We start from the raw sequence: 24,551 nt of genomic DNA, 5'->3' as shown, positions 1-24,551 counted from the left end.
TGGGGACCCTATTTTCGACGAGGAGCAGCCGTGCGTTTTTTGAGTGAACCGTCCACTGACCTGACCTACTCGGACGCCTTCCTGGTGCCCTCGCGATCGGATGTTACGTCGCGGCTGGATGTCGATCTCTCCGCCGACGACGGCACCGGGGCGTCCATCCCGCTGGTGGTGGCCAACATGACGGCCGTGACCGGCAAGCGCATGGCCGAGACCATGGCCCGTCGCGGAGGGCTGGCCGTCCTGCCGCAGGACGTTCCGCTCGACGTGCTCCGGGAAGTCACCGCCTGGATCAAGTCGCGCCATACCGTTCTTGAGACTCCGGTGAGCCTGCTGGCCTCGGAAACCGTCATTGATGCCCTTCACCTGATGGGCAAACGGCCGCACGGGGCGGTTGCCGTGGTGGATGACGCCGGCAAGGTAGTCGGAGTTGTCCGCGCGGCGGACTGTGAGGGGCAGGACCGTTTTGCGTCGCTCGCCTCGGTCATGCGGCAGACCCTGGTGCTGGATGCGTCAGCGTTCGGCGCCGGGACCGAAGCCGGGGCTGGCACAGGCTCCGGCGCCCGCCATGCTTCCCTGCGGAACGCCTTCGAGGCCATGGACGCCGCAGGCACGGATTTCGCGCCCGTGCAGGTCGGCGGTTCCCTGGCGGGGGTCCTGACCCGCAAAGGCGCGCTTCGTTCAACCATCTACCGGCCCCTGCTCGATGCGGCGGGAAAGCTCAAGGTAGCGGCCGCCGTCGGAATTAACGGCGACGTGGCGGGCCGGGCAGCTGAACTGCTGGCCGCCGGCGTCGATGTCCTTGTGATCGATACCGCCCACGGGCACCAGCAGAAGATGTTCGACGCCCTGGCGGCGGTCCGGGGCCTGGATCCCGCGGTTCCCCTCGTGGCCGGCAACGTTGTGACGGCGGATGCCACCCGGGAACTGATCCAGGCAGGGGCGAACATCGTCAAGGTGGGCGTCGGTCCGGGGGCCATGTGCACCACTCGCATGATGACCGCCGTGGGCCGTCCCCAGCTCTCCGCCGTGCTGGAGTGCGCCGCCGCGGCGCGCGCCGCGGGTGGGCGGATCTGGGCCGACGGCGGTGTGCGGTATCCGCGGGATGTGGCCCTGGCGCTGGCGGCAGGTGCCAGCCAGGTCATGATCGGCTCCTGGTTCGCAGGGACGCACGAAAGCCCGGGGGACCTGCAGCCGGACGCCAACGGCCGCTTATATAAGGAGAGCTTCGGCATGGCCTCAGCCAGGGCCGTGCAGAACCGGAACCAGCGCGAAGGCGCTTTTGAAAAGGACCGCAAGGCACTCTTCGAAGAAGGCATCTCCACCTCGCGGATGTACCTGGACCCCGCGCGCCCGGGCGTCGAGGATCTGGTGGACATGATCACGGCGGGTCTCCGGAGTTCCATGAGCTACGCCGGCGCCGCGGACCTGGCCGGATTCCGTGAGCGTGCCGTGGCGGGAATCCAGTCAGCTGCCGGTTATGAGGAGGGCCGGCCCGTGCCGCAGAGCTGGTAGCGAACGCTGGCAGGGGAGCTGGTCGGCGGCTCCGTGCCGCTGCTGGACGCTACACCTGCTCCTGTAGACTGAAATTCTTATGGACAGTAAATCTAGGTGCCGGCCTGGGGGCTGTCAGCGGAGCATGAACACCAGCTCCCCGCAGTCCACCCGCAGAGCCGGCAAACCCCGTTCACGCGCCCATCATTCTGCAGCAGTACACGCCGCAGCCTTCCAGGAAAAAGGGTCGGCACCGGCCGACCATCCTCCGCCGGGCGGTTTTCCCGCCAACACCCCTTTCCCTCTCCCGGACTTACGGGCACACGCTTCGGCAGTGCCTTCTGACCGAGGGCCAGGGATCCCCTTCCCCGGACGGCCGGAGGCCGGCCGCTGATGGAATGGTTACTCCTTGGAGCAGGCATCCTGCTCATCCTCGGCACGGGCTTCTTCGTCGCCGTTGAATTCTCCCTCGTCGCCCTCGACCAGGCCACGGTCCAGCGGGCCGTCGACAGCGGCGACGCCGCGGCCGTCCCCCTGCTCAAGTGCCTCAAATCGCTGTCCACCCAGCTGTCGAGCTGCCAGCTCGGCATCACCCTGACCACCCTGCTGACCGGTTACGTCATGGAGCCGTCCGTAGGAAAGCTGCTGGAAGGGCCGCTGACAGCGGCCGGAGTTCCGGAAGCGGCAGCGGCTTCGGTTTCCCTGGTGATGGCGATGACCATCGCCACCCTGCTGTCCATGCTGATCGGCGAGCTGGTTCCCAAGAACATGGCCATTGCGCTGTCCTTGCCGATCGGCAAGGCCGTGGCCCGTCCCCAACTGGTGTTCACGGCCATCTTCAAGCCGGCCATCATTGTGCTGAACGGCTTCTCCAACAAGGTGCTGAACGTCTTCGGACTCGAAGCCAAGGAGGAGATCTCGGGTGCGCGGACACCGGCCGAACTGGCATCCCTGGTCCGGCGCTCCGCCGCCATGGGAACACTGGACCCCGGAACGGCCAACTTCATCGCCCGCACGCTCAAGTTCTCCGGCCGGACGGCCGCCGACGTGATGACCCCCAGGATCCGGCTGGAGACCATCAGCGCCGAGCAGCCGGTCTCGGACATTGTCGACGCCGCCCGGCGGACCGGATATTCACGCTTCCCGGTGGTCGGCGAGTCCGCCGACGACATCCGCGGTTTGGTCCACGTCAAGAAGGCGATCGCCGTCCCGTCGGACCGGCGCCCCAACCTCGAGGCGGGCGCGATCATGACGGACGTCCTCAGGGTTCCCGAAACCATCCACCTTGATGCCTTGCTGGCCGAACTGCGCGAAGGAAACATGCAGCTGGCCGTTGTGCTGGATGAATATGGCGGCACGGCGGGAATTGCCACCCTGGAGGACCTCGTGGAGGAAATCGTCGGGGAAGTCGCCGATGAACACGACAAAGTGCGGCCCGGACTGCTCCAGAGCGCGTCCGGCGACTGGTACTTCCCCGGCCTCCTGCGCCCGGATGAGCTGTCCGAGCAGATTCCCGGACTCACGGTGCCCGATGAGTCTGCCTACGAGACAGTCGGCGGCTACGTCATGAGCCAGCTCGGTCGGATCGCCGCCGTGGGAGACAAGGTGGACGTCGGCGGGGGCACGCTGAGCGTCACCCGCATGGACGGACGCCGGATCGACCGGATCTGCTTCAAGCCGTCTCCGGTCCGGGGACAAGAGCAAGTTGCCGGCCAGGGGGGTGCGGCATGAGCGACTGGGTGGGAATCTTCTGGCTGGTCATCCTGCTAATCGGCAATGCCTTCTTCGTGGCGGCGGAATTCGCCGTGATGTCCGCCCGGCGGAGCCAGATCGAGCCGCTGGCGGAGGCAGGCTCCATGCGGGCGCAAACCACGCTGCGGGCCATGGAAAACGTGTCCCTCATGCTTGCGTGCGCCCAGTTGGGCATCACGGTCTGCTCCCTGCTGATCCTGCAGGTGGCCGAACCGGCCATCCACCACCTGATGGCCGTACCGCTGGAGGCTGTCGGCATGCCGATGGAACTGGCCGATGTGGTGGCCTTTACCGTGGCCCTTTTGGTGGTGACCTTCCTGCACGTGACGTTCGGGGAGATGGTGCCCAAGAACATCTCGGTGTCCGTTGCGGACAAGGCAGCCCTGCTGCTGGCTCCGCCGCTGATGTTCATTGCGCGGCTCGTGAACCCGGTGATCGTAGCCCTCAACTGGTCCGCGAACCACATCCTGCGCCTGCTCCGGATCGAGCCAAAGGACGAAGTCAACTCCTCGTTCACACTGGAGGAGGTCCAGTCGATCGTGCAGGAATCCACCCGGCACGGTCTGGTGGATGACGACGCCGGCCTGATCACCGGTGCGCTGGAATTCTCCGAGTACACGGCGTCCAACATCATGGTGCCGCTCGACAAACTGGTCATGATGAAGACGCCCACCACGCCGGTCGAGTTCGAAAAGGCTGTCAGCCGGACCGGGTTCTCCCGGTTCCCGATGATGGACGAGGACGGCATGCTCTCCGGCTACCTCCACATCAAGGACGTGCTGTCCATCCCGGAAGCAGGGTACGAACACCCGATTGCCGAGAGCCGGATCAGGTCGCTGGCAAACCTTTCCATGGATGACGAGATCGAAAAGGCCATGTCCGTGATGCAGCGCACCGGTTCACACCTGGCGCGCGTCATCGGGCCCGACGGCAACACCAGGGGCGTGCTGTTCCTGGAAGACGTCATCGAGCAGCTCGTCGGCGAAATCCGCGACGCCACCCAGGCGAAGGGCATCCGCAGGCTCGGCCAGCCGGACGGCGAGTAGGACGCTGTAGCCCTAAATAGGAATCATTCCTATTTAGGGCTACACTCGTTGTGTTGCTAATGCTCCTGATTCTCATCAGGCACGTCCCGATATCCAGATCCGAGGTCCTTCCGTGCGCCGTTCCGCCGTCTTTTCCGCCACCGCCCTTGCCGGCCTGAGCCTGCTGCTGTCAGCCTGCAGTACGACGGCGGGCGGCCAGCAGGCCGAAACCGGCACCATCGAGGTGGTCACCTCCACGAACGTCTACGGTGACATCGTCCGGGAAATCGGCGGCGACAAAGTGAACGTTAAGGCGCTCATTACCAAGGCCAGCCAGGACCCGCATTCCTATGAGGCCACCACCCAGGACAAACTCGCGGTATCCAAGGCCCGGCTGGTTGTCGAAAACGGCGGCGGCTACGACGACTTCCTCCACAAGCTGGCCGAGGACAGCAACGTGGAGCACGACAACATCATCAGCGCCGTCGAAGTGTCCGGGCTCGCGCCCGAAGAGGAACCGGCCGCCGCATCCACAGCCGAGGCCACCGAGCCCGACGACCACTCCGACCACGGAGGCCTCAACGAGCACGTCTGGTACAACCTGGACGCCATGACCAAACTGGCGGATGCCGTCGAAGCCAGGCTCACCGCGCTGGAGCCGTCGTCCGCAACAGCCTTCCAGGCCAACGCCGACTCGTTCAAAGAGGAGATTGCCGGGCTGAACAGCCAGGTTGCCGGGCTGGCCGCGACGGCCGCCCAGGCACCCGTCGCCGTCACCGAACCGGTGCCGCTGTACCTGCTCGAGGCCGCCGGGCTGGTCAACAAGACTCCCGCGGACTACACGGCCGCCGTCGAGGAAGACGCCGATGTGCCGCCGGCGGTCCTCAAGGAAGCCACGGAACTGGCCGGTTCGAAGGACATCAAGTTCCTGGCGTACAACACGCAGACGGAAAGTCCGCAGACGCAGGCCCTCCGGAAAGCAGCCGAAGCTTCGGGCGTTCCCGTGCTGGACTTCAGTGAAACCCTCCCTGAAGGAAAAACCTACGTAGAGTGGATGAGCGGCAACGTGGACAGCATCAAGCAGGCCCTGGGAAACTAACCGGCAGTCCTAAGATGGTGGGGGCGATCCGCCCCGAATGAATCGAGGATAAAGAACGTTGAAACCGGTAGTGAGCCTCCGTGGAGCCACCCTGAAGTTCGGCCAACGGACACTGTGGGAGGACCTGGACCTCGATATCAATCCCGGCGAGTTCTTTGCGGTCCTCGGCCCGAATGGCAGCGGCAAGACCACGCTCCTGAAAGTCCTTCTGGGCCTGCAGGAACTCCACTCCGGGACGGCTACGCTCGGCGGCCGCCCTGTGGAACGCGGCAGCAGCCTCATCGGCTACATTCCGCAGCAGAAATCCTTCGCGCCGGAGACGCCCCTGCGTGCCCGCGACCTCGTGGGGCTGGGCGTCGACGGCCACCGCTGGGGGCTCCGGCTGGGCGGTGCCAAGGCCAACCGGAGGATCGATGAGCTGCTCGATCTCGTGGGAGCCTCCGACTACGCCAACGTCCCGGTGGGACAGCTCTCCGGCGGCGAACAGCAGCGGCTGAGGGTGGCCCAGTCGCTGGCCGCCGATCCGCAGGTCCTGCTGTGCGACGAACCGCTGCTTTCCCTGGACCTCCAGCACCAGCAGGCCGTCAGTGCATTGATCAACGAGCAATGCCGCACCCGGGACAGCGCCGTTGTCTTCGTCACGCACGAAATAAATCCGATCATCGACTATGTGGACCGCGTCCTCTACCTTGCGGGCGGACGGTTCCGGGTGGGCAGGCCCGCCGACGTGATGACCACGGAAGTACTGTCGGGGCTCTACGGCAGCCGGGTCGAAGTGATCCGCGCCAACGGCCGGTTGATCGTGGTGGGGCTGCCGGAGGGCGCCACCCACCACCACGAGGACGCGCATTCAGTGGCGGGGGAGGTGGGCTAAGTGGATTTGGACAGCATCCTGGGTTCCATCTTCAATTTCGACAACTACGGCGAACTGCTGGCGCTCGTCCAGAACTCCATCTGGGCAGGGGCAGTGCTCGGCCTGCTCGGCGGGCTCATGGGCACCTTCGTGATGAAACGGGACCTCGCTTTCGCGGTCCACGGCATCTCCGAGCTTTCCTTCGCCGGGGCTGCTTTTGCGCTGCTGATCGGAGCCGACATCGTGTTCGGCTCCCTGATCGGTTCGGTGCTCGCGGCGCTTCTCCTGGGCGTCATGGGCGTCCGTGCCCGGGACAAGAATTCCATCATCGGCGTGATCATGCCTTTCGGGCTCGGCCTCGGCATCCTTTTCCTGTCCCTTTACGAAGGTAGGGCCTCCAACAAGTTCGGCCTGCTGACGGGACAGATCGTGTCCGTCGACACAGTCCAGCTGCAGGTGCTGGCCACGGCTGCGGTGGTGGTGATGATCGCTTTGGCGGCCATCTGGCGGCCGCTCACTTTTGCGAGCGTGGACCCGGAAGTGGCGGAAGCGCGGGGCGTGCCCGTGCGGACGCTGGGCATCGCTTTCATGGTGTTGCTGGGCGTCAGTGTGGCGCTGTCCATCCAGGTGGTGGGGGCCCTCCTGGTGCTCGCGCTGCTGATCACGCCGGCCGCCGCGGCGCTCCGCGTGACTTCCTCGCCGCGGCTTGTGGTGATCCTTAGCGTCGCCTTCGCTGTCACCGCGACAGTGGGCGGCATCATGCTTGCCCTGGGCGGACGGATTCCGATCAGCCCCTATGTGACCACCCTGTCATTCCTGATTTACGTTGTGTGCCGGATCGTCGGCGGGATACGCGCCGGGCGGGGCCTCAACGGGCGAGTCCTCCCGGCAGCAGCTTCATAGCCCGTCAGCCTGCGGCGGCCTTGCGTGCGGTGCAGTCCGGGCACAGGCCGTAGATCTCCACGGTATGCGCCACTTCTGTGTAGCCGTGTTCCGCGGCAGTCCGCGCAGCCCAGGTCTCGACGGCGGGAGCTTCCACTTCCACGGCCTTGCCGCAGTTCCGGCACAGCAGGTGGTGGTGGTGGCCGGTGACGGCGCACCTCCGGTAGACGGCCTCGCCCTCGCCGTTGCGCAGGACATCCACCAGCCCGTCGTCGGCGAGCGACTGCAGGATCCGGTAGGCCGTGGCCAGCGACACGGAGGTGCCCTGGTTCTGCAACATCCGGTAAAGCTCCTGCGTGCTGACGAAGTCGTCCAGGTCGTCCAGGGCGGCGCTCACCGCCAGTCGCTGCTTGGTGACACGCTGCTCCCTGCCGCCGGCGGAAGCCGGTGTGGAGAGCTTGGTGCCGTCGGCTTTGGCGCCGTGGGCCATGGATTGTCTCGCTTCCCTAAGGGGTGTGGGCAATGTCCAAGATTACCAGCCGGGAGTTGGGAAGCGGGTTCGTGGACACTGCCGCGCGGCCGCACCTAGGCTGGCATCATGAAGCTGACCAAATACACCCACGCCTGTGTCCGGCTCGAGAAAGACGGCCAGGCGCTGGTGATAGATCCCGGCACGTTCTCCGAAACGGGCCAGGCCCTCGACTCCGCCAGGGCCGTGCTGGTCACCCACGAGCACGGCGACCACATCGATGTACCGGCGGTGGTGTCAGCGTTGCGCGGCAACGAATCGCTCCTGGTTTTTGCCCCGGCCGGGGTGGCGGCAACACTGCGGTCCGAGGCGCCGTTTGCCGATTCCCGGATCCGCGACGTCGAGCCGGGCTCGGCGTTCACGGCCGCCGGGTTCGAGGTCCAGGCCTTCGGCGGGCAGCACGCGCTGATCCACCCGCAGATTCCCGTGGTGGCCAACATCGGGTACCTGGTCGACTCCAACGTGTACCACCCCGGTGACTCGTTCGTGATTCCCGACGGCATCGGGGTCCGGACCCTCCTGGTCCCGGTACACGCGCCCTGGAACAAAGTGGGGGAGGTGGTGGACTTCGTCATTGGTGTCCGCGCCCCCAGGGCGTTCCCTATCCACGACGCCCTGCTCAACGAAACTGGACTTGGCCTCATCGAGGGCCACGTGAAGCGGCTGGGAGCCAAGTACGGCACCGAATACGCGCACCTCTCCAGCGGAGATTCGGTGGAACTCTAGGCCGGCCAGGTTCCGGTCTCGAAGAAATCCCGGATGGCTGCCTCATGTGGCTTCGGGTCCAGGCCGCGGGCCTCCAGCCACTGCTCGTCGTAGTAGCTGCCGGCATACCGGTCCCCGGCGTCGCACATCAGCGAAACGACGCTGCCCCGCCGGCCCTCCGCCACCATCCCGGCGATCAGCTGCCACACACCCCAGAGGTTGGTTCCGGTGGACGGGCCGGCGTGCAACCCGGCCAGGTTCCACAAATGCCGCATGGCGGCCACAGAAGCCGCATCGGGTACCTGGATCATGTGGTCGATCACGGCGGGGATAAAGCTGGGCTCCATCCGCGGCCGCCCGATGCCTTCGATGCGTGACGGCATCCCGGTGCTGAAGCCGGCCACGTCGTCCCTCCACCCCGGGTAGAAAGCGGAGTTCTCCGGATCCACGACGGCGAGCTGAGTGTCATGGCGGTGGTAGCGCAGGTACCTGCCGATGGTGGCGCTGGTGCCGCCGGTGCCGGCGCCCACCACAATCCACCGGGGGACCGGGTGCTCTTCAAGGGCCAGCTGCTGGAAGATGGACTCGGCGATGTTGTTGTTGCCGCGCCAGTCCGTGGCCCGCTCGGCGTAGGTGAACTGGTCCATGTAATGACCGCGCGTGGTCCGCGCGACCTCCTCTGCGGCGGAGTACACCTCGGAAGCGTGTTCCACCAGGAGGCAGGACCCGCCGAACTGTTCGATCAGGGCGATCTTCTCCGGGCTCGTAGTGCGGGTCATCACGGCGATGAACGGCAGGCCGAGGAGCTGGGCAAAGTAGGCCTCGGAGACGGCCGTGCTGCCGCTGGACGCCTCCACGATGGTGGTGTCTTCCCGTATCCAGCCGTTGACAAGGCCGAACAGGAACAGCGAGCGGGCGAGCCGGTGTTTCAGGCTGCCGGAGCGGTGCGTGGATTCGTCCTTCAGGTACAGCTGGACGCCCCAGTGCTCCGGGAGGGGGACCGAATAAAGGTGCGTGTCCGCGGACCTGTTGTTTTCGGCGTTGATCCTTCGGACGGCTTCATCTGCCCAGGCGCGGTCCTGGCTGCCCGCACGCTTACCCACTCTGTTCACCGATTCAGCCTACCCGGGACAGGAAGCCGCCACCGCTACAGTGGGAACCTGCTGTCCGTCCGCATTCAGGCGCGGGCTGCCGGCCCGTCATCCGAACCAAAGGAGATTTGATGAACCCCCTGATGGACGTGTCCGCGCTGAACCACCGGATGACCTCCGGCAAGCGCACCGTTCTGTTGGATGTGCGCTGGGCGCTGGGCGATCCCCACGGCCGCGAGCACTACCTTGAGGCCCATATACCCGGCGCTGTCTACGTGGACCTGCCCACGAGCCTGGCCGGCCCCGCGGATCCGGGCGCGGGCAGGCACCCCTTGCCGCCGCTGCCGCAGTTCCAGGAATCGGCGCGCTGCTGGGGAATCCGGGACAACGACGTCGTGGTTGCCTATGACGACACCGGCGGCACCGCCGCCGCAAGGCTGTGGTGGATGCTGCGCAACGCCGGTTTTTCCAACGTCTTCCTGCTCGACGGCGGCCTGTCAGCCTGGCGGGCGGCGGGATACGCCATGGAAGGCGGCCTTGAGCAGGCATCGCTGGGTGACGTGACGCTGACGGACGGCGGGATGCCCGTCATTGACGCAGCCCAGGCCGGGCAGTGGGCGGAGCGCGGGGTCCTGCTGGACGCCCGGGCGGGGGAACGCTACCGCGGCGAGATCGAGCCGGTGGATCCGCGGGCGGGACACATCCCGGGCGCTGTCAGTGCACCCACGGCCGGGAACATCGGAAGCGACGGGCGGTTCCTGCCCCCGGCGGAACTGCGGGACCGTTTCATCGCCCTCGGCGTGCGGCCGGACGTGCCCACGGCTGTCTACTGCGGCTCCGGCGTCACGGCGGCGCACGAAATCGCCGCCCTGGAAATCGCCGGTTTTCCGGCCGCGCTGTATCCCGGCTCCTTTTCGCAATGGTCCAATGACCCCGCCAACGAAGTGGCCACGGGAGCGGCCCCGTAGCCCTGCTCCGACGGGAACAGCGCCGATTGGATCACCGGATGCCGGCGGGGGTAGCGTCGGAGCATGACTCCCGGACGCCCCGTACCGCCGCCCCTCGCCAAGCCGCTCCCCGGCACGCCGCAAGGCACAGCGCAGCCTGCACCCTCGACTGCGCCGCGGCTCGCCGCAGCCTACGGGGCCACAGCCGCAGACAGCGGCCTGGTTCCGCTGACCGTCGCCCGCCGTGCCCCCAAGGACGACGACGTCGAGATCGCCATTGAGTTCTGCGGCCTCTGCCATTCGGACGTGCACGCAACGCGCGGCGAGTGGGGCGCACCGAAATATCCGCTGGTGCCCGGCCATGAAATCGTGGGCCGCGTCAGCCGCGTCGGTGCCGCCGTCGACGACTTTGCGCCGGGTGACCTCGTGGGCGTGGGCTGCATCGTGGATTCCTGCCGCGAGTGCGACAGTTGCCTGGACGGCCTGGAGCAATACTGCGAAAGCGGCATGACCGGCACGTACGGAGCCGTGGACGCCCGCAACGGTGACGCCGTCACCCAGGGCGGCTACGCCACGTCCGTGGTAGTGGACCGCCGCTACGTGCTGCGGGTTCCGGAAAACCTTGATCCGGCGGCCGCCGCGCCGCTCCTCTGCGCCGGCATCACCACGTACTCACCGCTGCGGCACTTCGGCGTCGAAGCCGGGGACGTTGTGGGGGTGGTGGGCCTGGGCGGACTGGGCCACATGGCCGTGAAGCTCGCCAAAGCCATGGGGGCCGAGGTGAAGGTGTTCACCACCTCGGAATCCAAGGTTGCCGCAGCGCACGGGCTTGGCGCCGACGGCGTCATCCTCTCGCGCGACGATGCGGCCATGGCAGCTGCCAGCCGGAGTATCGACGTCATCATCGACACCGTGGCGGCCCCGCACGACCTGAACCCGTACTTCCGGACCCTCCGCCGGGACGGGGCGCTCTTCCAGCTGGGACTGCCCTCAGGCGGCATGCCGCCGGTCAATCCGGGGGCACTGATCCGGCGCCGGATCGCCTATGCCGGATCCCTGATCGGCGGAATCGCCGAAACCCAGGAAATGCTGGACTTCTGCGCCGAACACGGTGTGGTCTCCGACATCGAGATGGTGGACGCCGGGCAGCTGAACGAGGCGTATGACCGCATGGTGGCGGGGGACGTCAAGTATCGTTTTGTCCTGGACACCAGTACCCTCGGGACCCCATCGGAAAAGGCAGACGCATGAGCACCGTTTTCACCAAGATCATCAACGGCGAGATCCCCGGACGGTTCGTCTGGCGCGACGAGGACGTGGTGGCGTTCCTGACCATGGGCCCGCTTGCCGACGGCCACGCGCTGGTGGTTCCCACTGAAGAAGTTGACCGCTGGACCGACGCCCCGCCCGCGCTGCTCGCCCGGGTGATGGAGGTGGCGCAGAAGATCGGTGCGGTCCAGGTGGACGTGTTTGATGCCGCACGGGCCGGGCTCATCGTGGCGGGCTACGAGGTCAACCACCTCCACGTTCACGTGTGGCCATCCACTTCCATGGCTGACTACGACTTCGGTTCGGTGGACCACAACCCGGATCCCGCACGGCTGGACGCCAACGCCGAAAAACTCCGCGAAGGGCTCCGCCAGGCCGGGCACGGCGACCACGTTCCGGCCGCCTGAGGTTCCCGCCGCCTGAGGTTCCGGCCCCGGGCCGGCGTGGACCGGTGTGGTTCCCTTCGGGACGCTACGCCGGGGCGAGGGCTTTGTTCAGGACCGCGCGGATCCGCTTCTCTGAGACCGAATAGGCTGTTCCGAGCTCGACGGCGAAGAAGCTCACCCGCAGTTCTTCGATCATCCAGCGCACCTGCGTTAACTCAGCTCCCGCACGGCGCCCGGGCAGCAGCGCCGAGACGGCATCGTCGTAGTCGTCTTCCAGGGCCTGTACCGCGGCCATGTGCAGGGCGTCCCGCTGGACGTTGCCGGGAAGCTTCTCCAGCCGTTTCTCGATCGCGGCCAGGTAGCGGGGCAACTGGCTGAGCTGGGCGTAGCCCGTGCGTGCCACAAAGCCCGGGAAGACGAGTTGTTCGAGCTGGCTCTTCACATCGTTGAGGGCGCTGATCAGGGCAAGGCTGGTGGTGCCCTTGAGCTGCTTTTCGATCCGGCGCGTGCTGGCCAGGATCCGCTCCACGACGGCGGTGACCGTGAACACCGTGTCGATCAGGTCGGCCCGGACTTGCTCGTACAGGGCTTTGAAGGACGCCTCGTCCCACGGCAGTTCGGCCGGCGTGAGCTTGTCGATCGCGGCCAGCGCGCAGTCGGCGACCAGGGCCGACACCGAGCCGTGCGGGTTTTGGCTGAACGTGAGCTTCTCGGTGTTGTTCAGGTGTTCCAGGACGTAGCGGTCCGGCGCGGGGACCTTCAGTGCGAGGAGGCGGATGACGCCGCCGCGCATGGCCTGCTCCTGTTCTGAGCTCGTCTGGAACAGCCGGAGGGCTACGGAGGTGCCTTCATCGACCAGGGCGGGGTAACCGGTGACGGTATGTCCTTTCACCATGCCCTGGACCTGGCGCTGCAGGGTCCCGAAGGTCCAGTCCGTCAGGCCGGTCTTCTCCGCGAACCCGGGTGCAGCAGCACCGTCCTGCGAGGGGCTGACACCGCCGGTCTTCCCGGGCAAAGTGGCGGGCTGCCCGCCCTTCGGGCCCTTGGGGGCCGTCGTGCCCGGGGTGGCGCCCAGCGACTCGGCGATGGCCCGCCGGGTGGCCGGGGCAAGCCGTTCCTGCAGTGCAGCCAGGTCCTTGCCCTCATCCAGGGTCTTGCCCTTGGAATCAACCACGCGGAAACTCACCCGGAGGTGCGGAGGCACCGCATCCCAGTTCCAGGATCCCGGCGGAATGACCTGCCCGCGGATCCGGCGCAGGACCAGTTCCAGCGAGGGTTCGAGATCGTCGGTCGCGGGATCGAAGTCCGCCTCGAGGGCTGCAACGGCCTGCCGTGCAACGTCCGGGGCCGGGACGAAGTTCTTCCGGATCTGCTTGGGCAGCGACTTGATCAGGGCAGTCACCAGCTCCACGCGCTGGCCCGGAATGAGCCAGCGGAAGGCGGCGTCGTCGAGCTGGTTAAGGAAGAGCACCGGGACCTCGGCGGTGACGCCGTCGGACGGATTCGGCGGCGAGCCGGGCGCAACCGGATGGAACTCATAGCTCAGCGGCAGTTCGAAGCCCTTGTGCAGCCAGGTTTTCGGGTAGGCCGAATCATCCAGGGCATCGGCGTCCTCGCTGATCAGCAGGGACTGGTCGAAGTCGAGCAGCGCAGGATCCTGCTGGCGCGCGTCCTTCCACCACTTGTCGAAGTGCCGCTCGGACACCACGTCCCGGCCGATCCGGGCGTCGTAGAACTCGAAGAGCGTCTCGTCGTCCACCAGGATGTCCCGGCGCCGCATCCGGGCCTCGAGCTCCTCAACCTCGTGGAGCAGTGCGCGGTTGCGGTGGAAGAACTTGTGGTGGGTCTGCCAGTCACCCTCGACGAGCGCGTGCCGGATGAACAGTTCGCGGCACAGCTCCGGCTCCACCTTGCCGTAGTTGATCCGGCGGCTGGGAATGATGGGCACGCCGTACAGGGTGACCTTCTCATGGGCCATCACCGAGCCCATCTTCTTGGACCAGTGCGGTTCGCTGTAGCTTCGCTTGACCAGGTCCGGGGCCACCTGCTCGGCCCAGAGGGGGTCGAACTTCGCGGCCACACGGGCCCACAGCCGGCTCGTTTCCACCAGTTCCGCGGCCATCACGAAGGTGGGGGACTTCTTGAACAGCGCCGAGCCCGGGAAGATCGCGAAGCGGCTGCCGCGGGCGCCGGCGTATTCGCGCTTGCGTTCGTCGAGGATGCCGATGTGGCTGAGCAGGCCGGAGAGCAGGCTGATGTGGATGCCGTCGTGGTTGCCTACCGGATCGGCGAGGCGCTTGTTGTCGAGGCTGATCCCCAGCGGCCGGGCGAGCTGGCGGAGCTGGGCGAAGAGGTCCTGCCATTCCCGCACCCGGAGGTAGTTGATGAACTCGGTCCGGCACAGGCGCCGGAACTGCGTGGAGGAGAGTTCCTGCTGCTTTTCCTGAAGGTAGTTCCACAGGTTCAGGAAGCCGGTGAAGTCCGAATTCTCGTCCCGGAAGCGGGCGTGCTTTTCCGCGGCGAGCTGCTGCTTGTCGGTAGGGCGCTCGCGCGGATCCTGGATGGTCAGCGCTGCTGCGAGGATCATGACCTCGCGGACGCAGCCGCGTTTGCCCGCCTCCACAATCATCCGGCCGAGCCGGGGGTCCACTGGCAGCTGGGCCAGCTTCTGCCCGACGGCGGTCAGTCCGCCGCCGTTCCTGCCGCCGTCGCCCTGTCCTTGCGGCCGGGCGGCACTCAGGGCGCCGAGTTCGCGCAGGAGCGTGACGCCGTCGTTGATTGCGCGTGAATCCGGTGGCTCCACAAACGGGAAGTTTTCCACGTCCTTGGGCCCGCGGGCCACCCCCATGGCGGTCATCTGAAGGATGACGGCCGCGAGGTTGGTGCGCAGGATCTCGGGATCCGTGAACTGCGGCCGGGATTCGTAGTCCTCTTCCGAGTACAGCCGGATGGCGATGCCGTCGGACACGCGGCCGCAGCGGCCGGAACGCTGGTTGGCCGAGGCCTGGGACACACGTTCGATCGGCAGCCGCTGCACTTTGGTCCGGTGCGAGTACCGCGAGATGCGGGCCGTGCCGGTGTCCACGACATACTTGATGCCGGGCACCGTCAACGACGTCTCGGCGACGTTCGTTGCCAGCACGATCCGCCGCTTGCTGCCGGGGTGGAACACCTTGTGCTGTTCCTGCAGGCTCAGCCGGGCGAAGAGGGGAAGGACCTCCGTGCCGGCCAGCCGCCGGTTCGACTGGATGCGGGCGTTGAGGGCTTCGGCGGCGTCGCGGATTTCGCGCTCGCCGGAGAAGAAGATGAGGATGTCGCCGGGCGCCTCGAGGGCCAGTTCGTCGACGGCGTCGCAGACGGCGTCGAGCGGGTCGCGGTCCTCTTCGAGCTCGTCGTCGGACGCCGGCCCCGCATCATCATCGTCGCCGGCGGCCCCGCCCGCCGGCTGGGACAGCGGCCGGTACCGGATTTCCACCGGGAACGTCCGGCCGGACACCTCGATGATAGGGGACGGCTCGTCCTCGGTGCCGAAGTGCTTGGCGAACCGTTCGGGATCGATGGTGGCGGAGGTGATGATGATCTTCAGGTCCGGGCGCTGCGGCAGGATCCGCTTGAGGTAGCCCAGGATGAAGTCGATGTTGAGGCTGCGCTCGTGCGCTTCGTCAATGATGATGGCGTTGTATTTGCGCAGCAGCTTGTCGCGCTGGATCTCCGCCAGCAGGATGCCGTCGGTCATCAGCTTGACCTTGGTGGACCGGCTGACCTCGCCGGTGAAGCGGACCTGGAAGCCCACTTCCTGGCCGATTTCGACGCCGAGCTCCTCCGCGATGCGCTCGGCCACGGTGCGGGCAGCAAGCCGGCGCGGCTGGGTGTGGCCGATCAGTCCGTTGTCGCCCAGGCCCAGTTCGAGGCACATTTTGGGAATCTGGGTGGTTTTGCCGGAGCCGGTCTCGCCGGCAATGATGGTCACCTGGTTGGCCGCGATGGCGGCCATCAGGTCCTCGCGGCGCTCGGAGACCGGCAGCTCGGCGGGGTAGGAAATATGAAAAGTCATGGCTGGAGACAGTCTACTGCGGCGGGCCCGTCCGCTGCGTTCCCGGCCGCTACGTGAGGTTCTCCGGCAGCCTGCCCAGGTACGCGGCCGCGAGCCCCGAGCGTGAGGTGATGCGAAGCTTGGTGTAGATCCGGGTCAGGTGGTACTGCACGGTTTTTACCGAGACATAGAGCTCCGCGGCGGCCTCCTTGTTGCTCAGGCCGGAGGCCACGAGTGCGGCAACGGCCTTCTCCTGCTCGGTGAGGTCCCCGGTGCCCGGCGCCGGACCCCCGTCCAGCCGGCCGCCGCCCCCGGGACTTACTCCGCTGGCCCGCATCTCACGGGAACAGCGGTCGACATACGCCTGGGCGCCCAGCAGGGTGAACAGTTCACGGGCTTCGGCGAGCACGGCCGCTGCTTCCCTGCGCTTGCCTGCCCGGCGGAACGACTGGCCGTAGGCGAACTTGACCCGGGCGCGCGCGTACGGCAAAGGCAGGCCCTCGAGCCGGGCGAGCCCGCCCTGGAAGGTGCTGCGGGCGGCCTCCAGGTCACCGGTGGCGGCCTGGATCCTGCCCCGGACATAAGCGAGCCGTGCCAGTGTGGAACGGTGTCCCCGGCTGCGGGCCAGGTCTTCGTGCGGAACGAGGAAAGCATCGGCCTCGGCCACCCGGCCCACCATCACCAGGGCGTTGGCGTAGTGGTCCTGCCACGGCCAGAACCCCGGTTCGTCAATGCCGTTGGCGCGCTGCATCCGCAGCACCGGCAGCAGCGCGCGGATGACGCCGTCGTAATCGGCCTTCGTTTCAGCCACCTGGGCCTGGGCAAGGCAGGCTGGCAACAGCATGGTGGCGTAGCTGTCGCCCCCGGCGGAACCACGTTCCAGATGGTGCTCCGCGGCGTCCCAGTTGCCGCGCAGTGCCTGGATCTGGGCTCCGCTCCAGTGCAGCAGCGGCCGCAGCAGCTCGATGCCGGACTCCTCCTGCAGGGCGACGGCGTTCTCCACGGTCTGCAGCGCGTCATCCCAGGCTCCCAGTGCGAAGTCCGCCCGCGCCAGCCAGCCTTGCGCCCACAACGAAATGCGCTGCGACCCGTGGGCGAACTCAGTGGGAACCGCGCCCGCGAGCTCGGCCCGGGCCTCTTCGACGCGGTCCAGGGCGAGATGCAGCCAGCCTTTGCCCATGTCGATCCGCTGGCGTTGCGCACCTGCCTCGGGGAACCTGTCCGCGTCCTGGTAGCTCCGGTCGGCGTCGGCATAACGGCCCATGGCGCCGAGCCCTAGTCCTTCAATGGCCTGTGCCTCCACTGCCGGCGGGCTTCCGGGGGACGAATGCCGCCGGGCGCGCTCCGCCCACATCACGAGGTCCTTCCCGTGGAAACGGGCCAGGGCGTGCAGGACCTGCCGCTGGCATATGCCGCCGGCCGTGTCCGCACCGGACGCGGGGTCGACGGCGGTCCAGGCCTTCTGCAGGAGGGCTTCCGCCTGGGCGGGGCGGCCGCGGAGGATTGCCAGGTAGCCCCTGACCGCGTCGCTGCGGGGGCCGGGGGCGAACGACTCCAGGGCGTCCAGGGCTGCGGCAGCGCGGGGGAGTGCCCCTGCTCCGACCATGGCATCCACGGCTCTGATCATGAGTGTTTCGCGTTCCGCGGGCCGCGGGCTCAGCCGGGCCGCCTGGGCGTAGGCGTCGGCTGCCCGGTGCCAGGCGCCGGTGGCGGCAAAGCCTTCGGCCGTGGCCTGCAGTTCGGCCGCCAGGGCGGGATCGGGCAGCAGGGCGGCGGCGGCGCGGTGCTTGAGCTGCTGGACCGGCGTGGCCAGGATGCCGGCGGCAGCCGAGTGCAGCGACGTGCGGCGGGCCGGGCCGAGCTGCTCGTACACGGCAGCGCGGAGTACAGGCAGCGGGAAGGTCAGCCACGTTTCGGCGCCTGTCATGCTGACGCGGAGGAGGCCGGCGGCGTGGGCCGGGTCCAGTGCGGCAACGGCGTCCGGAACGCCGGCCAGTTCCGCTGCATCAGCCAGCCGGGACCGTATACCGAGGACGGCTGCAGCCTCCGCCAGGGCAGCCGCGTCCGAGGGCAGGCGGCGCAGTGTTGCCGCTACGGAGGCAACACACTCGGCGGATGCCGGCAGGCTTTCCGGGCCGGCGGACCAGACGGAAACGGGAAACTGCTCCAGCAAAGGGCGGATAAGCGCCGGGCTGCCCCCGGTGTGCTCCACGAGCATGCGCGCCGCCGACGCCGGGAGTCCCGGGCCGGTACCGCCGTGCCCCATTGCCGTGATGTCGTCCGCCGTCAGCGGCTCCAGTTTGATGGTGGTTGCCCGGGGCAGCGCGGTGAGTCCGGTCTGATCCGTGAGCCCGGAACCCGGTTCTGCGGGGTCCGCCTCCGGATCGAGGCACAGAATGGTCAGCAGCGGCAGCGGGCCCACCCTGCGGAGCGCGTACAGCAGTGCTTTGAGGGATGGAACGTCTGCCAGTTGGGCGTCGTCCAGCCAGACAATCAGCGGGCGGCCGTTGGCTGCCAGTGCGGTGAAGGCGGCAAGGAGCATGTCGCCGTGGTGCCGGACACCATCACTGGGGCGGTTGGCGGGGTCCGCAGGGCCTGATGTCCCGCCCGGGGCCTGGCCAAGGCCGGGGTGCGGCGCGAGAAGCTGCTGGATCACGCCGAAGTCCCGCTGTTTTTCCCAGAGGGCACCGGCGGCCGTGAGGACAACGGCGCTTTCCAGGGCAGCGTCCGGATGCCCGAGGAAAGCCCGGACCAGGGCTGTCTTGCCCATGCCCCTGGCCCCGGTGACAACAGCATGGGTGGGCACGCCGGAGCGGGCGGAATCCAGCAGGGCCAGCATGTGCCGGCCCTGCCGTGTCCGCCCGCTCGGGAACTGTCCGGCGTCGTTGTCAGGCATGGTTCCTAACATTATCCGACGGCGTCACGCACTCCGGTGGCCCGAACCCTGGGGGCCGGCGCCAGTCATTGCAGCGTCAACTTCTGCAGCGTCAACCACTGCAGCGTCAACCCCGGCAGCGGAGTTCCGGTGCCGGCGGACGAAGACGGTGACGAGGCCGCCAGCCAGTGCCACCGCGGCAAAGACGATGAATGCCACATGGCTGGGTGCACGGGCGCTGATCAGGAAGCCGCCCACGAGCGGGCCGAAAATGCCGCCGAGCCGGCCGAAGCCTGCGCACCATGCGACGCCCGCAACCCGCGCCGGAGTGGGGTAGTAGTTGGAGACGAATCCGTACACAAGCACCTGCGTGCCCAGGCTTCCCACACCGGCGAAGGCGACGGCAACCAGCAGGACAGGCAACGGGAAATCGAAGGTCAGGAGGACCAAAGCGGCGGCGGCGATGACGAACGTGGTGGCAACAACGGCGCGGGGTCCGAACCGGTCAGCCGACCGGGAAGCGACGAGCCCGCCGATGACCGCGCCGGCATTGAGCGCGAGGAGGAAGGTGAGCGAGTACGTCTTTCCGTAGCCGTGCTGCCCCATGATCTCGGGGAGCCAGGTGTTCAGGCCGTACGTCAGGAGCAGTCCGCAGAAACTCATGAGTCCGAGCAAAATGGTGGGCGTGCGGTAGTTGCCCGTAGCGAGGGCGGCGAATCCGGCAAGCTCGCGTCCGCCCTTGCCGACGGCAGGGGGCGGTGCCACGGTGCCGGACGATGCCGCGGCATCCGATGCCGGGCCTTCGGTTGCCTTGTCCTGCAACGGTATGCCGGTCTTTACCGACAACCGGTGGGCATCCTCGGTGCGTCCACGGGCCAGGAGCCAGCGGGGGGATTCCGGCAGCTTGAGGCACGCCAGCGGGAACAGGATCACCAAGGGGAGGGCGCCGATCATGAACAGGCCCCGCCAGTCAGTCACGCCGTTCAGCACGATGGCCAGCAACGACGCCATCAGCCCGCCGGCGGGGACTCCGGAGTAGACGATCGCGTTGTAGAAGTTGCGCTTTCCGGCCGGCGCGAATTCGGCGACGACGGCGCCCGCCGTCGCCACGAGGGCACCGACTCCGATCCCGGTGAGGAAGCGGAGGATGCCGAAGGCCGGGACGCTGGTGGCCATGGCCGTGAAGGCCATGCCCAGCGAGAACCAGACGATGTTGATGAGCATCATCTTGCGGCGGCCCAGGAAATCACCCACGGCGCCGGCGGTGAGGGCGCCCACCATCACGCCCATCAGCGCGTAGCTGCCGAGCGCGCCGGCCTGGGCAGCGTCCAGCGCGCCAAGCTGGGTGGGGTCCCGCAGCAGTGACGAGACCACGGTGCCGTAGACCACGAGGTCATAGCCATCGAAAAGCAGTGCGGCCGCGGCGATGGCTATGACCCAGCGGACGGTTTTCTTGCGGGTTGCATCCGTGGATGCGGACAGAACGTTCATAGGGGGCTCCAGTGCTTGGGCCGCGTCATTGCGGCCGGGCGGGGGTGTAGCCGGGGATGCTGCAGAGAACGTGGGGAGTCGCGGGGCCGGCGCCGCCGCTGGCGGCGCCGGCCCGGGTACGGGTCAGCCCAGGTCGCCGCCGGCGACGGCCAGGACGCTGCCGGTGATGTACGAGGCTTCGTCCGAGGCGAGGAACACGATGGGGCCGGCCTGCTCGTCCAGGGTTCCGTACCGCTTCATCAGTGAAGAGTCGATGGTCTGGTCCACGATCTGGCGGTACCATGCCTTCTCCGCCTCGCTCTCGGGCTGGGGTCCGCGGGCCACCCTGCGGGGCGGTGCTTCGGTGCCGCCCGGAGCGGTTGCCACCACGCGGATTCCGTGTGGCGCGGCTTCGAGCGCCAGCGCGGCCGTGATGGCCTTCACACCGCCCTTGGCCGCGGCGTACGGCACGCGGTTGACGCCGCGTGTGGCCACCGAGGCGACGTTGACGATCACGCCGCCCTGTTGGCTGATCATGTGCGGCAGGACGGCCCGGCAGGTCCACAGCGTGGGGAACAGCGAGCGCTGGATCTCCAGGCTGATCTGCTCCGGCTCGTAGTGTTCGAACGGCTTGGCCCAGATGGTTCCGCCCACGTTGTTGATCAGGACGTCGATGCGCCCGTGCCGTGCCAGTGCCCCACCGATGGCGGCCGCGGCGCCTGCGTAGGTTTCCAGGTCAGCGGTGACGGCGGACGTGGAACCGCCGTTCTCCGCGATCTGTCCGGCGGCTTCATGGACCAGTTCTGACCGGTCCACCAGGACAGCCTCTGCTCCTTCGGCGGCGACGCGCGCGGCGACAGCCCGCCCGATGCCCTGGGCGGCCCCTGTCACCACCACCACTTTGCCGGCAAACCGGCCCGGGCTGATGGCCCGGGCGGCGCCGTGTTCGGGGCTGCCCGGGTTCAAGCGACAGCTCCCGAGAGTGCGGGGGCGGCGGCGGTGCTGCCCACGGCAAAGCGCTCGTAATAGAAGTTGGCGGGCGTGATGCCCTGGGCGTCCCAGTATTTGCGGACGGCGTCCACCATGGCGGGCGGGCCGCACAGGTAGACGTCGACGTCGCCGTCGTTCAGTTGCGCTGCGGTGATGTACTGGGTCACGTAGCCCTTGTTGCCGGCGGTGCTGTCCGGGTCAGCCACGCAGAAGTCGAAGGTGAAATTTTCGATGGCCGCGGAGTACTGCCGGAGCTTGTCCAGTTCCACGAGGTCCTTGTCGAAGGTGACGCCGTAGGCCAGGTGGACGGGATGGGCCGGTGGCTCCTCCAGGCCGGTGGCGATCTTCTCAAGCATGGACAGCAGGGGCGCGATTCCGGTGCCGCCGGCCAGCATGAGCACCGGCCGCCTGATGTCCCGCAGGAAGAAGCTGCCCATGGGACCCGTGAGGGGGATGGTGTCCCCGACGGCGGCGCGCTCCTTGAGATAGGTGGTCATGGCGCCGTCGGGAGCCGTGCGGATGAGGAACCGGAGGTCCTCGGCGGAGGGGCCGCTGCTGAAGGAATAGGAGCGGGTGGCCGCGGTACCGGGCACCGCGAAGTTCATGTACTGGCCCGGGAGGAACTTCAGTTCCCCCCGGTTCTCCACGGTGAGCGTGAGGGCGGCGGTGTTATCCGCAAACCAGGTCAGTTCCTTGACCGTTGCCTCAAACGTCGTGGCGCCGACCTTGGCCATCTCGGACGTACCGGCCACCTGAAGGACCAGGTCGCTTTCCGGAACCATCTGGCACGGAAGGCAGAAGCCCTTCTCGGCTTCATCCTCGGTGAGGGCCTCGTCGATGTAGTCGCCGCCGTCGTACTTTCCGGATTCGCAGAAGGCCTTGCACGTTCCGCAGGCGCCGTCCCGGCAGTCAAAGGGGATGTTGATGCGGGACTTGTATGCAGCGTCAGCCACGGTTTCGTTCGGGTTAGCCGTGACGAAACGGGTCACGCCGTCCTCGAAACTGAGGGCAATTTGATAACTCATGGGGGACTCGATTCCAGTCGTGGGGTGGAGGCTAGATGTGGTAGATATCCACGACGTGGTGGATGTAGTCGTTCTTGAGGACGACCTTCTTCTTGGTGATGACGGGCTGCGTGCCGGCGTAGTCGATGGTGTAGAACGACGTACCGAAGTAGGGATCGATGTTCTGGTACCGGTAGTAGAGGGTGTGCCAGTTGAAGCGGACATCCACTTCGTTTCCGCGCCATCCGAGGACCTCGACGTTTGCGATGTTGTGGCCTGTCCGGGGTTCGGGCAGGCTCGTGGCGCTGGACCGGTCCGTCTTGATGCGGAAGACCCGGTCCTCCAGTCCGCCCCGGTTGGGGTAGTAGATCAGCGAAATCTCGCGCTGGGGGTCGCTGGTCAGCTGGTCGTCGTCAGCCCAGGCCGGCATCCAGAATTCCGCCTCGGGGTGGTAGCAGTCCAGCCACCTGTCGAACTCGCGGTCATCCAGGAACCGCGCTTCGCGGTAAAGGAAGGCGCGGATGTCCTCAAGGCCGGCCGGGCCCGCGGCTGCGTCGGTGATTGCCGCGGCGGTGCCTGCGGCCGGCGCGTCGATGTCAAAGGTTTGTGTCATGGTGTTCTCCTCGTGCTCCGTGCGGGCCTAGTTCCGGGCCGATGCTTCTGCTGTTGCTTCTTCGACCGCTGCAGCCCTGCGCATGGTGTCCACCCAGTAGCCGTGCTGGATGGGGTAGAGGCCTTCGTCCTCGGTCCGGGCTCCGCTGGAAATCGGCTTGAGCCCGATGCTGTCCGCGTTGGCGTCGGGTCCTGTGATCTGGTGGGTCACGCCGCGGCTGAGGTCGTTCCACGGTGCTGCGGTGGCGAGGTAGGTCTTCTGGCAGGAGCGGAATTCCTCAAGGTCATCCGGGGTGGCCATGCCCGAGGCGTTGAAGAAGTCCTCGTACTGACGGATGCGGTTGGCCCGCGCTTCGTCGCTTTCGCCCTTGGGTGCGATGCAGTAGATGGTCACTTCGGTCTTGTCCACGGATATGGGACGGAAGTGCCGGATCTGCGAGCCGAACTGGTCCATCAGGTACACATTCGGGTAGAGGCAGAGGTTGCGGGAGATGTTGATCATCCAGTCCGCCTTGGCCTCGCCGTACTTCTCCACGAGCTCGGCGCGGCGGTCGAACAGTGGCCGGTTGCTCGGGTCAAGCCATTCTGTCCAGAGCAGCAGGTGGCCGTGATCGAAGGAGTAGTAGCCGCCCTTCTGCTTGGCCCAGCCGCCGGCGTCCATGTTCTTGGTTTCGTTGGCGGACTCGCCGGTGGTGCGCCGGGCAGTGGTGGCGGCGTAGTTCCAGTGCGTCGCCGACACGTGGTAGCCGTCGGCGCCGTTTTCGGCCTGCAGCTTCCAGTTGCCGTCGTAGGTGTAGCTGGAGGCGCCGCGGAGGACTTCCAGGCCATCCGGGGACTGGTCCACGATCATGTCGATGATTTTTGTCGATTCGCCGAGGTGCTCTTCCAGCGGTTTCACGTCCGGGTTGATGCTGCCGAACAGGAAGCCCCGGTAGCTTTCGAACCTGGCAACCTTGGTGAGGTCGTGCGAACCTTCCTTGTTGAACTGCTCCGGGTACCCGGCTTCGCGGGGGTCCTTGACCTTGAGCAGTTTGCCGGTGTTGTTGAAGGTCCAGCCGTGGAACGGGCACGTGAACGTGGTGCGGTTGTCCGTCTTGCGCCGGCAGAGCATGGCGCCGCGGTGGCTGCACGCGTTGATGAGGGCGTTGAGTCCGCCCTGCTTGTCACGGGAGATGATGATCGGCTGGCGGCCGATGTAGGTGGTGAAGTAGTCGCCGATGTTGGGGATCTGGCTGTCGTGCGCCAGGTACACCCAGTTGCCTTCGAAGATGTGCTTCATTTCGAGCTCAAACAGGTCTTCGTCGGTGAAGATACTGCGATTGGCCCGGTACACGCCGTTTTCGTGGTCTTCCACCAAGGCCTGGTCGAGGTGGGCTCGGATGCCCGCCAGGGTCTCTGTCATGTTGGCTCCTATCAGTTTCGGGCCGCGTTGCCCGGATCGCCGGGCAGCACTGCCCGGGCGGACCGCCGAATGATCGGTCGGTCGATGGTGAGTGCCCCCCACTCTGCCAGCGGGTGGTGCGCGTCACACTAGGTAT

19 protein-coding genes are annotated in these 24,551 nt (G+C 67.1%); 10 read left to right on the top strand and 9 right to left on the bottom strand.

Features of this window, described 5'->3' with window-relative positions; all coding sequences use genetic code 11:
- Positions 1-30 precede the first annotated feature (30 nt).
- The 6 genes from RW112_RS01975 to RW112_RS01950 all read left to right on the top strand — a co-directional run bounded on the left by RW112_RS01975 (position 31) and on the right by RW112_RS01950 (position 7,123).
- A complete protein-coding gene (locus RW112_RS01975; RefSeq protein WP_317780183.1) occupies positions 31-1,512 on the top strand; it encodes a GuaB1 family IMP dehydrogenase-related protein in 1,482 nt (493 codons plus the stop codon).
- A 372-nt stretch (positions 1,513-1,884) separates the two neighbouring features.
- A complete protein-coding gene (locus tag RW112_RS01970) occupies positions 1,885-3,222 on the top strand; it encodes a hemolysin family protein (protein ID WP_317780182.1) in 1,338 nt (445 codons plus the stop codon).
- Positions 3,219-4,289, top strand: coding sequence for a hemolysin family protein (locus tag RW112_RS01965; RefSeq protein ID WP_317780181.1), 1,071 nt, complete (start codon positions 3,219-3,221; stop codon positions 4,287-4,289). The genes RW112_RS01970 and RW112_RS01965 overlap by 4 nt, the downstream gene beginning before the upstream one ends.
- 112 nt (positions 4,290-4,401) lie before the next feature.
- Positions 4,402-5,367: a metal ABC transporter solute-binding protein, Zn/Mn family gene (locus RW112_RS01960; RefSeq protein ID WP_317780180.1), complete on the top strand. Its 966-nt coding sequence runs from the start codon at positions 4,402-4,404 to the stop codon at positions 5,365-5,367.
- Positions 5,368-5,425: 58 nt separating this feature from the next.
- Entirely contained in the window at positions 5,426-6,241 is an 816-nt protein-coding gene (locus tag RW112_RS01955) for a metal ABC transporter ATP-binding protein (RefSeq protein WP_317780179.1), read from the top strand.
- The gene (locus RW112_RS01950; RefSeq protein ID WP_317780178.1) at positions 6,242-7,123 is read left to right on the top strand and encodes a metal ABC transporter permease; all 882 of its coding nucleotides are present in this window, start codon (positions 6,242-6,244) and stop codon (positions 7,121-7,123) included.
- A 4-nt stretch (positions 7,124-7,127) separates the two neighbouring features.
- Here RW112_RS01950 and RW112_RS01945 read toward each other — a convergent pair whose 3' ends face one another.
- The gene (locus tag RW112_RS01945) at positions 7,128-7,592 is read right to left on the bottom strand and encodes a Fur family transcriptional regulator (protein ID WP_317780812.1); all 465 of its coding nucleotides are present in this window, start codon (positions 7,590-7,592) and stop codon (positions 7,128-7,130) included.
- Between the two features lie 108 nt (positions 7,593-7,700).
- Here RW112_RS01945 and RW112_RS01940 point away from each other — a divergent pair, with 108 nt between their 5' ends.
- Positions 7,701-8,357: an MBL fold metallo-hydrolase gene (locus RW112_RS01940; protein ID WP_317780177.1), complete on the top strand. Its 657-nt coding sequence runs from the start codon at positions 7,701-7,703 to the stop codon at positions 8,355-8,357.
- On the opposite strand, the gene RW112_RS01935 is transcribed toward RW112_RS01940, so the two are convergent.
- Entirely contained in the window at positions 8,354-9,448 is a 1,095-nt protein-coding gene (locus tag RW112_RS01935) for a PLP-dependent cysteine synthase family protein (RefSeq protein WP_317780176.1), read from the bottom strand. The genes RW112_RS01940 and RW112_RS01935 overlap by 4 nt on opposite strands.
- 110 nt (positions 9,449-9,558) lie before the next feature.
- Here RW112_RS01935 and RW112_RS01930 point away from each other — a divergent pair, with 110 nt between their 5' ends.
- From RW112_RS01930 to RW112_RS01920, 3 genes are all read left to right on the top strand, one after another.
- Positions 9,559-10,395: a sulfurtransferase gene (locus tag RW112_RS01930; RefSeq protein WP_317780175.1), complete on the top strand. Its 837-nt coding sequence runs from the start codon at positions 9,559-9,561 to the stop codon at positions 10,393-10,395.
- Between the two features lie 63 nt (positions 10,396-10,458).
- A complete protein-coding gene (locus tag RW112_RS01925; RefSeq protein ID WP_317780174.1) occupies positions 10,459-11,625 on the top strand; it encodes an NAD(P)-dependent alcohol dehydrogenase in 1,167 nt (388 codons plus the stop codon).
- Complete coding sequence (locus tag RW112_RS01920) at positions 11,622-12,050, top strand: HIT family protein (RefSeq protein ID WP_305941508.1); 429 nt, start codon at positions 11,622-11,624, stop codon at positions 12,048-12,050. Before RW112_RS01925 ends, RW112_RS01920 begins: the two co-directional genes overlap by 4 nt.
- A gap of 64 nt (positions 12,051-12,114) precedes the next feature.
- Here the strand turns inward: RW112_RS01920 and hrpA are convergent, their stop codons facing one another.
- From hrpA to benA, 7 genes are all read right to left on the bottom strand, one after another.
- The gene (gene hrpA / locus RW112_RS01915; protein WP_317780173.1) at positions 12,115-16,083 is read right to left on the bottom strand and encodes an ATP-dependent RNA helicase HrpA; all 3,969 of its coding nucleotides are present in this window, start codon (positions 16,081-16,083) and stop codon (positions 12,115-12,117) included.
- Between the two features lie 49 nt (positions 16,084-16,132).
- Positions 16,133-18,958 carry a helix-turn-helix transcriptional regulator gene (locus RW112_RS01910; RefSeq protein ID WP_317780172.1) on the bottom strand — a complete coding sequence of 942 codons (2,826 nt, stop codon included), beginning with the start codon at positions 18,956-18,958 and terminating at the stop codon, positions 16,133-16,135.
- Between the two features lie 24 nt (positions 18,959-18,982).
- Complete coding sequence (locus RW112_RS01905) at positions 18,983-20,428, bottom strand: aromatic acid/H+ symport family MFS transporter (RefSeq protein WP_317780171.1); 1,446 nt, start codon at positions 20,426-20,428, stop codon at positions 18,983-18,985.
- A 123-nt stretch (positions 20,429-20,551) separates the two neighbouring features.
- On the bottom strand, positions 20,552-21,373 hold the full coding sequence (locus RW112_RS01900; protein WP_317780170.1) for a 1,6-dihydroxycyclohexa-2,4-diene-1-carboxylate dehydrogenase: 822 nt from the start codon (positions 21,371-21,373) through the stop codon (positions 20,552-20,554).
- Positions 21,370-22,422 (bottom strand): benzoate 1,2-dioxygenase electron transfer component BenC, encoded by a 1,053-nt coding sequence (gene benC / locus RW112_RS01895; RefSeq protein ID WP_317780169.1) that lies wholly within the window; start codon positions 22,420-22,422, stop codon positions 21,370-21,372. The genes RW112_RS01900 and benC overlap by 4 nt, the downstream gene beginning before the upstream one ends.
- Positions 22,423-22,453: 31 nt before the next feature.
- Positions 22,454-23,014, bottom strand: a complete 561-nt coding sequence (benB, locus tag RW112_RS01890; RefSeq protein ID WP_317780168.1) for a benzoate 1,2-dioxygenase small subunit — start codon at positions 23,012-23,014, stop codon at positions 22,454-22,456.
- A gap of 27 nt (positions 23,015-23,041) precedes the next feature.
- A complete protein-coding gene (gene benA, locus RW112_RS01885) occupies positions 23,042-24,415 on the bottom strand; it encodes a benzoate 1,2-dioxygenase large subunit (RefSeq protein WP_317780167.1) in 1,374 nt (457 codons plus the stop codon).
- Positions 24,416-24,551: the final 136 nt, after the last annotated feature.

The sequence above is a fragment of the Arthrobacter sp. B10-11 genome, from assembly GCF_033142195.1.
GTDB lineage: Bacteria > Actinomycetota > Actinomycetes > Actinomycetales > Micrococcaceae > Arthrobacter > Arthrobacter oryzae_C.
The sequence above is the reverse complement of the archived record's forward strand: the minus strand, read 5'-3'. Positions and strand labels throughout refer to the sequence as shown.

Excerpts from the sequence above, each read along its gene's own strand:
- RW112_RS01970 (WP_317780182.1), top strand. The coding sequence starts at position 1,885 with ATGGAATGGTTACTCCTTGGAGCAGGCATCCTGCTCATCCTCGGCACG.
- RW112_RS01965 (WP_317780181.1), top strand. The coding sequence starts at position 3,219 with ATGAGCGACTGGGTGGGAATCTTCTGGCTGGTCATCCTGCTAATCGGC.
- RW112_RS01945 (WP_317780812.1), bottom strand. The coding sequence starts at position 7,592 with ATGGCCCACGGCGCCAAAGCCGACGGCACCAAGCTCTCCACACCGGCT.
- RW112_RS01940 (WP_317780177.1), top strand. The coding sequence starts at position 7,701 with ATGAAGCTGACCAAATACACCCACGCCTGTGTCCGGCTCGAGAAAGAC.
- RW112_RS01930 (WP_317780175.1), top strand. The coding sequence starts at position 9,559 with ATGAACCCCCTGATGGACGTGTCCGCGCTGAACCACCGGATGACCTCC.
- RW112_RS01925 (WP_317780174.1), top strand. The coding sequence starts at position 10,459 with ATGACTCCCGGACGCCCCGTACCGCCGCCCCTCGCCAAGCCGCTCCCC.
- RW112_RS01920 (WP_305941508.1), top strand. The coding sequence starts at position 11,622 with ATGAGCACCGTTTTCACCAAGATCATCAACGGCGAGATCCCCGGACGG.
- hrpA (WP_317780173.1), bottom strand. The coding sequence starts at position 16,083 with ATGACTTTTCATATTTCCTACCCCGCCGAGCTGCCGGTCTCCGAGCGC.
- RW112_RS01910 (WP_317780172.1), bottom strand. The coding sequence starts at position 18,958 with ATGCCTGACAACGACGCCGGACAGTTCCCGAGCGGGCGGACACGGCAG.
- RW112_RS01905 (WP_317780171.1), bottom strand. The coding sequence starts at position 20,428 with ATGAACGTTCTGTCCGCATCCACGGATGCAACCCGCAAGAAAACCGTC.
- benC (WP_317780169.1), bottom strand. The coding sequence starts at position 22,422 with ATGAGTTATCAAATTGCCCTCAGTTTCGAGGACGGCGTGACCCGTTTC.
- benB (WP_317780168.1), bottom strand. The coding sequence starts at position 23,014 with ATGACACAAACCTTTGACATCGACGCGCCGGCCGCAGGCACCGCCGCG.
- benA (WP_317780167.1), bottom strand. The coding sequence starts at position 24,415 with ATGACAGAGACCCTGGCGGGCATCCGAGCCCACCTCGACCAGGCCTTG.